The 12215-nt window shown below is 44.0% G+C and carries 12 protein-coding genes and 1 riboswitch; of the genes, 5 read left to right on the top strand and 7 right to left on the bottom strand.

The window, feature by feature from the left end:
* Nucleotides 1-5: 5 nt before the first annotated feature.
* The 5 genes from BTO09_RS00665 to BTO09_RS00645 all read right to left on the bottom strand — a co-directional run bounded on the left by BTO09_RS00665 (nucleotide 6) and on the right by BTO09_RS00645 (nucleotide 4584).
* The gene (locus BTO09_RS00665) at nucleotides 6-230 is read right to left on the bottom strand and encodes a hypothetical protein (protein ID WP_087522820.1); all 225 of its coding nucleotides are present in this window, start codon (nucleotides 228-230) and stop codon (nucleotides 6-8) included.
* A complete protein-coding gene (rmuC, locus tag BTO09_RS00660) occupies nucleotides 217-1545 on the bottom strand; it encodes a DNA recombination protein RmuC (protein ID WP_087522819.1) in 1329 nt (442 codons plus the stop codon). Before rmuC ends, BTO09_RS00665 begins: the two co-directional genes overlap by 14 nt.
* Before the next feature lie 75 nt (nucleotides 1546-1620).
* Nucleotides 1621-2403, bottom strand: a complete 783-nt coding sequence (locus BTO09_RS00655) for an ABC transporter ATP-binding protein (protein ID WP_087522818.1) — start codon at nucleotides 2401-2403, stop codon at nucleotides 1621-1623.
* Nucleotides 2403-3431 (bottom strand): iron ABC transporter permease, encoded by a 1029-nt coding sequence (locus tag BTO09_RS00650; RefSeq protein WP_087522817.1) that lies wholly within the window; start codon nucleotides 3429-3431, stop codon nucleotides 2403-2405. The genes BTO09_RS00655 and BTO09_RS00650 overlap by 1 nt, the downstream gene beginning before the upstream one ends.
* A gap of 1 nt (nucleotide 3432) precedes the next feature.
* Complete coding sequence (locus tag BTO09_RS00645; RefSeq protein WP_087522816.1) at nucleotides 3433-4584, bottom strand: ABC transporter substrate-binding protein; 1152 nt, start codon at nucleotides 4582-4584, stop codon at nucleotides 3433-3435.
* Between the two features lie 54 nt (nucleotides 4585-4638).
* A riboswitch (cobalamin riboswitch) is annotated at nucleotides 4639-4840 on the top strand.
* A 95-nt stretch (nucleotides 4841-4935) separates the two neighbouring features.
* Here BTO09_RS00645 and BTO09_RS00640 point away from each other — a divergent pair.
* Nucleotides 4936-6864, top strand: a complete 1929-nt coding sequence (locus BTO09_RS00640; RefSeq protein WP_087522815.1) for a TonB-dependent siderophore receptor — start codon at nucleotides 4936-4938, stop codon at nucleotides 6862-6864.
* 1 nt (nucleotide 6865) lies between these two features.
* Here BTO09_RS00640 and BTO09_RS00635 read toward each other — a convergent pair whose 3' ends face one another.
* Entirely contained in the window at nucleotides 6866-8335 is a 1470-nt protein-coding gene (locus BTO09_RS00635; protein WP_087522814.1) for a S41 family peptidase, read from the bottom strand.
* A gap of 179 nt (nucleotides 8336-8514) precedes the next feature.
* On the opposite strand from BTO09_RS00635, the gene BTO09_RS00630 reads away from it, so the two are divergent.
* Genes BTO09_RS00630 through BTO09_RS00615 form a run of 4 tightly spaced genes read left to right on the top strand, consistent with a single transcriptional unit; the run spans nucleotide 8515 to nucleotide 10674 of the window.
* Nucleotides 8515-9024 carry an RNA polymerase sigma factor gene (locus BTO09_RS00630; protein ID WP_087522813.1) on the top strand — a complete coding sequence of 170 codons (510 nt, stop codon included), beginning with the start codon at nucleotides 8515-8517 and terminating at the stop codon, nucleotides 9022-9024.
* The gene (locus BTO09_RS00625) at nucleotides 9011-9457 is read left to right on the top strand and encodes a hypothetical protein (RefSeq protein WP_087522812.1); all 447 of its coding nucleotides are present in this window, start codon (nucleotides 9011-9013) and stop codon (nucleotides 9455-9457) included. The genes BTO09_RS00630 and BTO09_RS00625 overlap by 14 nt, the downstream gene beginning before the upstream one ends.
* 24 nt (nucleotides 9458-9481) lie before the next feature.
* A complete protein-coding gene (locus BTO09_RS00620; protein WP_087522811.1) occupies nucleotides 9482-10015 on the top strand; it encodes a DUF4252 domain-containing protein in 534 nt (177 codons plus the stop codon).
* A 5-nt stretch (nucleotides 10016-10020) separates the two neighbouring features.
* A complete protein-coding gene (locus tag BTO09_RS00615; RefSeq protein WP_087522810.1) occupies nucleotides 10021-10674 on the top strand; it encodes a DUF4252 domain-containing protein in 654 nt (217 codons plus the stop codon).
* A 183-nt stretch (nucleotides 10675-10857) separates the two neighbouring features.
* Here the strand turns inward: BTO09_RS00615 and purB are convergent, their stop codons facing one another.
* Nucleotides 10858-12201, bottom strand: a complete 1344-nt coding sequence (gene purB, locus BTO09_RS00610; RefSeq protein ID WP_087522809.1) for an adenylosuccinate lyase — start codon at nucleotides 12199-12201, stop codon at nucleotides 10858-10860.
* Nucleotides 12202-12215 lie beyond the last annotated feature (14 nt).

Genomic DNA, 12215 nt, shown 5'->3' with positions numbered 1-12215 from the left:
AGCGCTTATTTGAAGTCACCTGCTTTGTACTCGCTCCATTTTCGGTAGACCACATAGCTCAAGCAGGCTGCAATGATCATAGACAAAATACCAAAGAAGGTCACTGCCCCGGAATAGGAGTCTATCACAGACTGTTTGGGCTTTTCAAAAAAAGCACTAATGCCTGCCCACCAGGTTACTAAAGAGACTACGCCATAGCCAATGATCTCTATCAACTTAATCAGTTTCATCAGCGTCGGCGCGTTTCAGTAGATTTTCGTTCAGATGCTTGGTTTGTTTTATTCCGAGTTTTTTGAGTTTTTCTACTCGGGTGATCAAATTGCCGCGGCCCGTTAGTTTTTTCATGCTGGTCTCGTAGGTTCCGGTCACGGTTTGCAATTGTTTTCCAACCTTGAGCAGATCGTCTGTTAGGTTGACAAACTGATCGTACAGCGCTCCGGCTTGTTTAGCGATCTCCAGAGCATTTTGCTGCTGCTTTTCGTTATTCCACATACTGTCTATGGTTCGTAAGGTAGCCAAGAGGGTAGTTGGAGTCACTATCACGATATTCTTCTCAAAAGCCCAATTATAGAGTTGTGGCTCGGCTTGAGTGGCAATAGCAAAAGCGGGCTCGATAGGAACAAACAACAAGACAAAATCAGGACTTTCTATCTGATACAAATTCTGATAGTTCTTTTCACTGAGCTGGTCCACATGTCGTTTTAAAGAAGCAATATGTTCTTTAAGTAGAGCAGGTCGCTGCGTTTCATCGTCCTCGCTGGCATATCGCTCATAGGCCGTAAGGGTAACTTTGGAATCTATGATCATCTTTTTGCCCTCGGGTAAGTGAATGATCACATCCGGCAAAACGCGCTTCCCGTCTTCTGTAGTAAAACTCGATTGTACAGAATATTCTCTGTCTTTTTCTAAACCTGATTTTTCCAAGACACGCTCCAAGACCAATTCCCCCCAATTTCCTTGCATTTTACTGTCTCCCTTAAGGGCTTTGGTGAGGTTGGTCGCCTCTTTACTCATTTGCTCGTTGAGCTCCATCAGGCCTTTGATCTGCTGCTTTAGCTCCGTGTGTTTAACTATATTCTCTTTGTTGGAATCTTCAACTTTCTTTTCAAAGGTCTTGAGTTTTTCTTGCAGCGGATTCAAGATATTCTCAATGCTCTCTTTATTTCTATGGGTGAGCTTTTTAGAACTTTCATCAAAGATCTTGTTGGCCAAATTCTCAAATTCCTTGGTGAATTTTTCTTGCAATTTGGTCATTTCTTCTTGCTGCTCCTGACTGCGCTGTTTCAGGTGGTCATAGGCCGCATTCTGCTTGGTGAGTTCCCGACCTAAGAATTCCTTTTCTTCGCGGAGGGCTTCTTTTTCGTTCAAGGCGCGTTTAAATTGCTCATCGAGTTTTTCGATCTGCAAGTGCTCCTGATGCAAACGCTCCTGCAAGGCAGAAGAGCGTGCTTTGAACTTGAGTCGAGCCAATAAATTGCCAATAAATGCACCAAAGAACATGCACAAAATGGCTAAGAATACAAATAAGAGTACTTCGCTTGTCATAATTAGGTTAAAGATAGGGAAGCCAACGGAACTATCGGAATTTTTATGCTTCGGAATCCGACAATTTATAAATCCTTATTTGTTGAGAAAAAAACGCTTGGACTCCGCATCGAATCGCACCGTCTCTTTTGGGAATAAGGATTCCAATACCCCGGAGGTCAACACTTTTTCTCGGCTGTAGGACGCTATGCGCTTGTCTTTTACCAACAAGATACTATCGCAAAGTTCCAAGGCCTGCTCTAAATCGTGAGTGGCGTACAGCACTGTTTTACCCTCTCTTGCCAATTGATGCATCAGTTTTAGCATATTGAACTTATGGTGTAAGTCCAAATGGGTGGTGGGTTCGTCCAGAATAATAATAGGAGTGTCTTGTGCAATGGCTCGTGCAAGTAGTGCACGCTGCAGTTGACCGTCGCTAAGCTGATAACATTTTTTGTCCTTTAAGGCTGTTAGGTCTGTTTTCTCTAGCGCATCATAGATAGCTTCTTTGTCTAAAGCTGTGAGTTTACCCACCCAGTTGGTGTACGGATGCCTACCCAATGCCACCAGTTCATAACAACTCAAATTGAGCGAAACTGGAGATTTAGTAAGCACTACACTTAGCATTTTTGCCCGGGCTTCCATAGTAAGCCTATGTGCATATTCACCCTGAAGCTTGAATTCCCCGCTTAAGGGATTCAAGGCCCCGCTTAAGGTTTTGATCAGTGTTGATTTTCCCGAACCGTTAATGCCTATCAATCCATAGAGTGAAGCAGGCTCAAGCTTTAAAGTAATGGCATCGGCCACCACAAAAGCCTTGTTGCCCTTTCCATAACCTATGCTAAGATCCTCTATTTCTATTGCTAACTGTTTGGCCATTAGAATAGAAGTTTACGCTTGCGAACCAACAACCAGATCACCACCGGAGCTCCAAACAAAGAGGTTACCGCATTGATCGGTAGGGTAAGCTCGCTATAAGGCAATTGCGCTATGGAATCGCAGATCAGCATTAATATCGCTCCGGAGAGACCCACTGCCGGTAGCAGTATTCTGTGGTCCGAAGTATTTAAAAAGAGTCTGGTCAAATGTGGTACGGCCAAGCCGACAAAGGCTATTGGACCTGCAAAAGCGGTTATAGCTCCTGCCAAGATACAGGTTGCCAAAATGATCCAAAGTGTGGCCCGCTTTAAATGAACTCCAATACTTTGGGCGTACTGAGGCCCTAGTAAAAGCGCATTTAAGGCTTTGATATTCGCTACACTCAAGAGGCTCCCAAGTCCAAAGAATAAAGCGAGTATACCTATGCTATTCCAAGAGTTTCCGCCTAAACTTCCAAAAGACCAAAACACATAGCGTTGTAAGTCTTCTGCAGGACTAAAATAAGCCATAACAGCTACGACGGCCGCTGTCAAACTACCAAACATAAGTCCAATGATCAATATAGCCATAGTGTCCTTAACCCGTGTACTTACAGCCATAACTGCTAGTAGCACCAAGAAGCTTCCTACACTGGCAGCTGCTACAATGCCCCAACTTTTAAAAGCCAGTCCGGCTATAGAGCCTCCGAAGATACCCGCTCCTAAGACCAAAAGGGCAACCCCCAAACTCGCTCCACTAGAGATCCCTAGAACAAAAGGTCCTGCCAAAGGGTTGCGAAAAAGCGTTTGCATGAGCAAGCCAGCAATGGCTAAACCACTGCCGACCATTAGGGCTGTTAAGGCTTTAGGTAAACGATAGTTTAAAACGATATAATCCCAACTGCTGGTGGCCGTCTCACCACCACTCAATATCTGTAAAGTGTCTTTAAAGGGGATAGCCACAGAACCCAGACTTACATTAAGTACAAGGCAAAGCAGACACAACAAAGCGCCTAGAAAAAAGAATCTAAAAGCGGGCTTTGTATTCATTTCATTCGAGCTTGCTAAAAAAATACAGTTCGTGCTCAGGCAGTAATTCCGGATGTAAGATCCGAATCAGGTCTTTTAGAACAAGGTCGGGTCTATTTGGAGCGAGTTCGTAATAGATCACCCCTCCCGTGGGACCTTTATTGGTTGTAAAACTGTATACTTCTCCAGCTTTAAAAGCCGCAAACTCTGCATAAATTGCATTGGCCTCGGCCATTTGTGTCAAAGAGGTGAATTGGCCCGGACCTATCCAAAAAGCTGCGTCTTGAGATTTTTCTAGCACCGACTCTATACTCAATGATAAACTCCCTTTCCCTTGAGTGTCTGCATATCGGTAATCGGCTTTTGCATCTCGTAAAAATTGCGCAGCCCAACTCTGGCCATTGGGCAGATACCAAACATCCTTGTACATGGCTCCACTTAAGACAGTAGGGGTGTCCGATTGATTCTGCGCCAAGGCTTTAACGCGGGAGTATTCTTCGGCTATTTTGTTAAAGGCAGTCGTGGCCTGCTCATTCTTATCGAGTAAGGCCCCAAAGAATTTAAGCCATTCAGCTTTTCCTAACGGATCTTGCTCGACCCAATCTCCGTTGTAAACCACTGGGATTCCAGCCTCCTGAACACGATCTAGTGTTTTGTTGTCTCCATCAACACCAAAACCAACAACCACATCTGGTGCGGCGTCGATAAGAAGTTCTAGATTGAGCTGCTGTGTTCCACCCAATTCCTTGACCTTACCGGCGTCTATTAAGGCTCTAGTCTTTGGGCTAGAGACATAATCTGTTTGCGGAAACCCCAAGAGTAATTCTTCTGCATTTAATGCTTCTAGAGACGGAATATGAGTAGTAGAGGTCACTACCAGAGACTTCACCGGAACCGTGATCACGGCGTCAAAATTCTCTGCTGCATCTTGAAGCGGCATGGCGCGCTGAGTATACAGCAAGTATCTAAAAGTTCTGTCCGCTTCAGGCCAAGGGTTGTCTACTTCTAAAATACTGTAGTCGGAATAGTGATATAAACGAAAACCTGTGGCATGCGTCACGCTGTTCTGAATTTGCTGCGTCTTAACGATCCTATCAGATTGCTCAGTAGAGGATTCGTTTTTACAGGCTAAAAGAAAGCATACTGCCAGTAGCAGCGTAAGGGTTTTGCGCATGCTCAAAAATAATATTATTTGACCTTTTGACCGCTTGCGGGATTTAATTTGTTTAATTTCGCCTCCGTATTGGGTGAACATATTCGGTAACGAAATGTTCTTAAAAGGGAATCTTGTGAAAGTCAAGAACTGTTCCCGCAACTGTAAGCGATGCCTTTGGCATTAGGAAGTTGATAAAAAGCCACTGTCTTTTAAGAGATGGGAAGGCCAACTTCCGCAGCAAGTCAGGAGACCTGCCCGAGACAATCAAATAACGTTAAACTTTCGGGATAAAAGTTTTGCATGCAGTATCGGCCTGTTCGAGGTCGAACTAACTTGCCACATCTTTTATTCCAGTAAACATCTTTAAAAATGAAGAAGATTCTTTGTATTACTGGAATGGTGTTGGGATTGTCTACCGTTGGATTCTCGCAGTCTGCGGGCCGACAACAATCTCTGGACACTGTTTATTTAGATTCAAAAACCCCTTTGGCCTCTGCCAATAGCGGAAAAATCATCAGTAGCATTACTGCGGAGCAGATCGCACTGGAGCCCAACAGCTCGGTTGCTCAATTGCTCAACCGAATTTCTGGCATTGAGATCAACGGTAGTAGATCCAATGGCGGGCAAAACCTCGGTTATTTTGTACGCGGAGGTAGAAATCGCCAAGTCGTAGTGCTCATCGATGGAGTACAAGTAAATGATCCATCTCAGATTGCCAATGATTTTGACTTGCGGCTGCTTCCCGCCTCCGGATTTGAAAAAATAGAAGTGCTTAAAGGGGCCTCTAGTGTTTTATATGGCTCCGGAGCAGCTACTGCAGTTATATCCTTGACCTCTAAAAAGAATAGCGATAAGGTATTCGGTTTACAAGCCAGCACGAGTTTGGCTACAGAGAATTCTAGTGAGCGCAGCGGTTTTGGGGTGCAAGCTTTTAACAATTCCGCGCGTATGGGTGGAACTTACAAAGGATGGTCATACCAAATGCAGCTAGATCATCAATCGCGCACAGGACTTTCTGCAGTTGCAACCCCAGAGGGCGAACCGGCCTTTAGTAACGACCCGTTCAATTCTTATTCCGCAACAGCCAGCATTGGCTATGACTTTAAGAATGGTTTGCGCATTTCTAGGAGTTTTAGCCAGGCGCGATTTAAGGCAGCTTTTGACAACTTCGATTATACCGATGCCAACAACTTAAGTACGACCGAGCTGCAGCAGCTCCGCGGAAATCTAACGTATCGGTACCAAAAGGGACGCGTAGTGGTCAACGATGCCTATAGCTGGACAGATCGCGACATTGCCTCGTCGTTCCCATCGCGTTTTGACAGTCGTTTCTTTGCGGTAGATGCTTACTGGAATCATCAGTGGAACAAACAGTTCAGCACAGTAGTGGGAGTCAATGGGCAATTCAGTGATTTCAATTCTTTTTCTATTCCTTTTGGCGCTTCGGAGTTCAACCAGGACATCGACGATCAAACGGCCGATTTCGATATCATTGATCCGTATTTAAATGTGGTCTATCAAAGTGATTTTGGATTGAATCTGAATGCTGGAGTGCGTTTAAATACACATAGTAATTACGACAATGCTGTGGTGTATCACATAAATCCATCATTTACAAAGAAACTGGGAGACCTAGATGCCAAAGTCTTGGCCAGCTACAGTACGGCTTATATTACCCCAAGCTTGTTCCAACTTTTTGATCCTAATTACGGAAATCTGGAATTGAACCCTGAGAATAACCGAACCATAGAAGCAGGTTTAGCTGTTGGAAAAACAGATTCCTTTAATCTAAGTGTAGTTTACTTCAACCGTTTGGAAGAAGATTTTATTGACTTTGTTACTGTAGACCCGGATCTGTTCATCTTCCAATATCAGAATATCACAGAAGACTTTAGCGCTAGCGGAATAGAGGTAGAAGGCCAGTTCCAGACCGGGAAAGTTCGCTTTAATGTCAACTATACCTACACCAAGCCAGACGAACGCTTTAGTCTGCGAATTCCGGAGCATAAATTAAACGCGAGTTTAAATGTGCAATGGACTCAGAAATTCAACTGCGGATTGCAATACCAGTACAATGCAGCACGCGAAGATGCCTTTTTCAATTCCTTGAGTTTTGAGAACGAGGCCGTTACCCTTGACGCCTTTGGAATTCTGGATTGGTATGGACAATTTCGTCTAAATGACGCTATTGGATTCACCGCTCGAGTAAACAACCTACTCAACCAGGAGTATGAAGAACTCTTCCGCTTTCAAACCTTGGGCAGAAATTTTAGCCTGGGTATGAATATAAACTTATAGTCTATTGAAAGTTACCTGTGGATTCCGGTAAGGGCAGGTCATAGATCAACTCATCGAAATGAGGCAATTGTTCTTTGCGGCCTGAAACTTCTTGAAGTTCTGGGCCGCTTGTTTTTGGTGCTGCCCCAAAGCCCGCTCCAGTGATCTGAAACAATGCTTCTGCCAATAAGGGTTCGTTGACATCGCCTAGCGTACCGAGGTTGGTGTAATCTTCCGGCAATAAGGTGTCTGGTGCCAAACCGTCGAAATAATCGGTAACTCCATTGGCGTTAACAGATTTCAAGATCAAGGGCTGCATGGCATAAGTGTGATCTGGATTAGCTCCGGCTCTACCAAAGTTCTCTGAATCGTATAGGGTGGTGGAGGCCGTGAATTTACCGGTAGTAGTACCTCCGATCTGCACTACATTGATCCACGGGTCTAAGCCATTGATGACCAATTCACTAGCAGAAGCTGAACGTCTCGTGGTCAAGACATAGACCTGATTTAAATTCAAACTATTAAGCGCGGATCCATTGCGGGTCTCGTTGATAAAACGGTTGATCAAACGTTCCGGGTCGTTGGCCTCAAAAAAGGCTTGATTGTCGCTATTCCACTCTTCTGTGGTGAAGATCTCTCCTGTAAACTGGCCGGTGATCAAGCTCGAAAGGGTAATGGCCGTTAGCACAGAACCACCTGGGTTATAGCGCAGATCTAGCACCAAGTCCGTGATCCCATCCGCAGCAAACTGTCCAAAGGCATCATTAAGCTGTTCATCGAAATTGGAGGTAAAGCCGTTATACATCAAATAGCCAATATTTTGCCCACTTACGTTGAGTGTCTCTGCAATTAAGATTGGATTTTCGGTGTATTCCACCTTGGTCAGGTCAACGGTTTCTCCTGTTGGGGTAACGGTATCTCCGTCAAAAGTAGCTAAACCTATGGTATAGCTGTCTGGAGCTAATAATGTTCTAAAATTGTCGTTGTTGAGCTGTTGACCATCTACTGTATTAAAGATAACGCCTCGGGTCAAACCTGCTGCTTCCGCACTAGTGCCAGGCAAAACGTAGCGCACATAACCAAATACCTCAAATTCACTCCCTGGATAGAACACCAAACCATATTCCATACCGTTGTTTTTGGTTACCCCCTGGAACTGCTGTTCTAGCGCGATATAATCGTCTACCAAGAAACTGAATCGGTCTATGACCCCGGGTTGATAGATCAGATCGTCAAAAATGGCTTCAGGACTAGGATACGAACTGGTAAAGGCAGTTTTTTCTTCGACCGTTGCAAAACGATCGTTGGCCAGATTGGGAACATCGTCTTTATACAGGTAAAAGGCGTTAAGGCCGTTCCAAATAAAATCATTGATGGTAAAGGCAACATTGCCATTGTTATTTCCGGTCAGGTTGTCGTCCTGATCCTCGAAACAAGCAGCTGTGGTAAACAGTAGGGCTGTCACCGCAGTAAGTAGGAATATTTTTCGCATAGCTTTTTATATAAAGGCAACATGAATTATGCCATGATACTTTTAAGTCGGGAAAAAATCTTTTCCCTTGCAAAAACGCATAAAACATGGGTTCATTGCGAATTTAAACTTTTTTTGTAACAAAAAATTGCCTGGTTCGTCCTAACTTCAGAAGCGCATCATTGCCAACCATCAGAAAAATGAAACAAGAGGAGTTCTTACATGTTGTAATGCCATTCAAAGATAAGATGTATCGTTTGGCGAGAAGAATCTTGGTTTCTACGGATGAGGCAGAGGATGCAGTTCAAGAAGTTCTTTTAAAGTTGTGGAAGGGAAAGGAGCGCATGAGCAACTATAACAACCCAGAGGCTTTTGCGATGACCATGACCAAAAACTATTGTTTGGACCGATTAAAATCCAAACAAGCAGGTCACCTTAAGATAGTACACAGTAACTATCAGTCGCCACATGCTAGATTGCAAGATCAAGTAGAGGCTAATGACGGTGTTCGTATGGTTTTTGAGATCATGGAAACCCTACCGGAACAACAACGTATGATAATTCAATTACGCGATGTAGAGCAATATGATTTTGACGAGATCGCAGCAATAGTAGATATGAAACCCACGGCTATACGAGTGGCTTTGAGCCGCGCACGTAAAACCATTAGGGAAGCATTGATAAAACAATACAATTATGGAGTTAGCTAAAATAGAATCCTTATTGGAGCAGTATTTTGAGGGGAACACCACCTTAGAGCAAGAAGCTCAATTAGCGCAGTACTTTGCTACTGCGGATCTGCCGGACCATTTGGCCCCTTACAAAGACCTCTTTGCAGGTTTTGGGTATATGCGTCAGCAGAAATCTGAAAAAACATTTGTGGTGCCACAAGAAAAGAGACGAAATCCAATTTGGGGCTATGCAGCCGCCGCTGTGATTGGAGTGTTATTGAGTGTTGGAATCTTTATGAACAACAGCGCAGACGACAGCCCAACCTTGACCGCAGAGCAACAAGAAGCAGTAGAAGCTTTTGAGCAAGCGAAGAAAGCGTTAGAAATGATCTCTGGCAATCTTAATGACGGCATTGAAGGAATGGCCTACCTCAATGAATTTGACAAGGCCGCAGAACAAATTTTTAAATAAGCAATTCATTTATTCAATAAACGTATGAAGAGAGCAGTAATTTTAATCTTGGCTTTGGTAGTAACCGCAACCGGTTTTGCGCAAGATGTATTTGACAAATATGAGACTAACGGGAAAGTAACTTCCTTTGTAGCTACCGCAAAGATGTTCAAGTTGATCCGCGACATCGATTTTGAAACCGACGATCCGGAGGCACAAGCCTACAAAGACCTCATTGACAATATTGACAATATCCGTGTTTTTGTGACAGAAGATGAGGCAACCCGTAACGATATGAATACTACGGTGACTAATTACCTAAAGAGCAATCCTAAACTGGAAGAGTTGATGCGAGTAAGCAGTGAAGGTAAGCGCGTGCGCTTTTATTCACAGGACGGCGAAAGCGAAGGCTTTGTAAAAGAGTTGCTGATGCATGTTACCGGCGATATTGACGGCAAGCAGATGTCAGTGATCATGAGCCTTACCGGCGATCTAAACCTGAGTCAGATCTCGCAATTGACCAAAGATCTAAAGTTGCCAGGAAGCGAAGAGCTCAAGAACATCGATAAGAAAAACTAAGGCGATTGAAACATTTATTAGCAATAATTAGCTTAGGGATATTCCTCGCTGCAACTTTGGTTAGTTGCAACGAGGAACCCACTTTACAGTCCTATTTTGTAGACAAACAAGAAGACAACCGTTTTGTCAAGTTTGACGTACCTTCTAGTCTGATCACAGAAGACAGCGATCTGCTCAATGCAGAGCAAAAAGAAGTGATGCAGTCTGTGCGTAAGCTCAACATTATGGCTTATCCTATCAAAGACGGAGATTCTCTTAAGACAGAATACCAACAGGAAAAGCAAAATGTGATAGATATTTTGGCCCGAGAGCAGTATCAGACCCTGATCAGTTTTGGTTCTCCAACACAAGGGGCATCTTTGAAGTTCGTAGGAGAGACCGATGCCATTGACGAGTTGGTGATCTTTGCCAGCGACGAGGAGCGTGGTTTTGCGATCTTTAGGCTGACGGGGAACGATATGGATCCGGAGAAATTCGTGAACATGATGCGCTCTATAGAAACCGGAGATCTGGACGTGAGCCAAATGAACGGATTGGGTCAGCTTTTTGATACAAGCGACGAAGACTATGACGATTCTTGGGAAGACCAAGAAGGATGGGTAGACGACGAGGTCTCTGAGACCAAGCTCGATTCCATCATCGAAGAAATTGAAGATTAATTCTTCAAAATTATCCGAATTAGGTAGTGGAATTTCGTAATGAGGCTAAAAAATGCAATAAAAATGAGCCCTTCGTAATTTTAGGCATAGCAGCGCTACGTTAAAATTAGGAAGGGTTCAGTATTTCTTTTTGAAGCAGTTTTATGACGTAATAGACATTCTACTGCTTAATTCGGATAAAAATTATATTCCCGTGTAGGATGCTGGTGTAATAGCCAGCATTTCTTGTTTTAGGCTGTCTGAAACATCTAAGGACGCAATGAACGCTGCCATGGTTTGCTGGGTAATAGCCTCATTGGTGCGTGTTAGACCTTTTAAGGCTTCGTACGGATTCGGATAGCCCTCACGGCGTAAGATAGTTTGAATGGCCTCTGCCACTACAGCCCAATTGTTTTCCAAGTCCTTAGCCAAGGCCTGCTCGTTGAGCAATAGTTTGCCCAGGCCTTTTAGCGTTGCCTTGATGGCGATAACCGTATGGGCAATAGGCACCCCAATATTTCGCATTACCGTAGAATCTGTAAGGTCGCGTTGCAAGCGAGATACTGGAAGTTTAGCCGCCAAGTGCTCAAAGACTGCATTGGCGATACCGAGGTTTCCTTCGGAGTTTTCAAAGTCGATAGGGTTTACCTTATGCGGCATGGCCGACGAACCTACTTCTCCTTTTTTAATTTTCTGCTTAAAGTAATCCATAGAGATATAGGTCCAAAAATCACGATCCATATCCAAAATTACGGTGTTGATTCGTTTTAAGCCATCGAACAAAGCAGCCATATGGTCGTAATGTTCTATCTGCGTGGTTGGGAACGAATGGTGTAGGCCAAGCTTCTCTTGCACAAAATCGGTTGCAAAGCCTTTCCAGTCTATCTCCGGATATGCAACTTTGTGGGCGTTGAAGTTTCCTGTGGCGCCTCCGAATTTCGCTGCGCTTTTAATATCGTTGAGCAGATCCAATTGCTCACGCAAACGCACCACATAAACAGCGATCTCTTTGCCCAAACGGGTAGGGGAGGCAGGCTGTCCGTGTGTACGAGCCAGCATTGGAATGTCTTTCCACTGCTCCACAAGGCCTTCTAGTTTTTCAATCAGCTCTAAAAAAAGCGGGATGTAAACGTCGTTTATGGCTTCTTTAAGCGATAAGGGTACAGCGGTATTGTTGATGTCTTGGGAGGTCAATCCAAAGTGAATGAATTCTTTATCCGCTCCAATTCCCAAACGATCAAAACCTTCTTTAATGAAGTATTCCACAGCTTTTACGTCGTGGTTGGTAATGCCCTCAATTTCTTTTACACGTTTAGCGTCTGCTGCACTAAATTCCGTGTATAGCTTTCTAATGGCCTCAAATTGTCCGTGATCAAAATCTTTGAGCTGAGGCAAGGGCAATTCACAGAGCGCAATAAAGTATTCTATCTCTACTCGTATGCGGTATTTGATCAGTGCTTCTTCAGAAAAATAATCTGCTAAAGCATCAGTTTTACTTGCGTAGCGTCCATCTATTGGAGAAATTGCACGGAGGGCCGTATTGCTCATTTGGGCTAATTTTT

It is taken from the genome of Gilvibacter sp. SZ-19 (assembly GCF_002163875.1).
In the GTDB taxonomy this organism is placed as follows: Bacteria; Bacteroidota; Bacteroidia; order Flavobacteriales; family Flavobacteriaceae; genus Gilvibacter.
The sequence above is the reverse complement of the archived record's forward strand: the minus strand, read 5'-3'. Positions and strand labels throughout refer to the sequence as shown.

Excerpts from the sequence above, each read along its gene's own strand:
- BTO09_RS00620 (WP_087522811.1), top strand. The coding sequence starts at position 9,482 with ATGAAGAGAGCAGTAATTTTAATCTTGGCTTTGGTAGTAACCGCAACC.
- purB (WP_087522809.1), bottom strand. The coding sequence starts at position 12,201 with ATGAGCAATACGGCCCTCCGTGCAATTTCTCCAATAGATGGACGCTAC.
- BTO09_RS00645 (WP_087522816.1), bottom strand. The coding sequence starts at position 4,584 with ATGCGCAAAACCCTTACGCTGCTACTGGCAGTATGCTTTCTTTTAGCC.
- BTO09_RS00625 (WP_087522812.1), top strand. The coding sequence starts at position 9,011 with ATGGAGTTAGCTAAAATAGAATCCTTATTGGAGCAGTATTTTGAGGGG.
- BTO09_RS00655 (WP_087522818.1), bottom strand. The coding sequence starts at position 2,403 with ATGGCCAAACAGTTAGCAATAGAAATAGAGGATCTTAGCATAGGTTAT.
- BTO09_RS00635 (WP_087522814.1), bottom strand. The coding sequence starts at position 8,335 with ATGCGAAAAATATTCCTACTTACTGCGGTGACAGCCCTACTGTTTACC.
- BTO09_RS00630 (WP_087522813.1), top strand. The coding sequence starts at position 8,515 with ATGAAACAAGAGGAGTTCTTACATGTTGTAATGCCATTCAAAGATAAG.
- rmuC (WP_087522819.1), bottom strand. The coding sequence starts at position 1,545 with ATGACAAGCGAAGTACTCTTATTTGTATTCTTAGCCATTTTGTGCATG.
- BTO09_RS00665 (WP_087522820.1), bottom strand. The coding sequence starts at position 230 with ATGAAACTGATTAAGTTGATAGAGATCATTGGCTATGGCGTAGTCTCT.
- BTO09_RS00650 (WP_087522817.1), bottom strand. The coding sequence starts at position 3,431 with ATGAATACAAAGCCCGCTTTTAGATTCTTTTTTCTAGGCGCTTTGTTG.
- BTO09_RS00640 (WP_087522815.1), top strand. The coding sequence starts at position 4,936 with ATGAAGAAGATTCTTTGTATTACTGGAATGGTGTTGGGATTGTCTACC.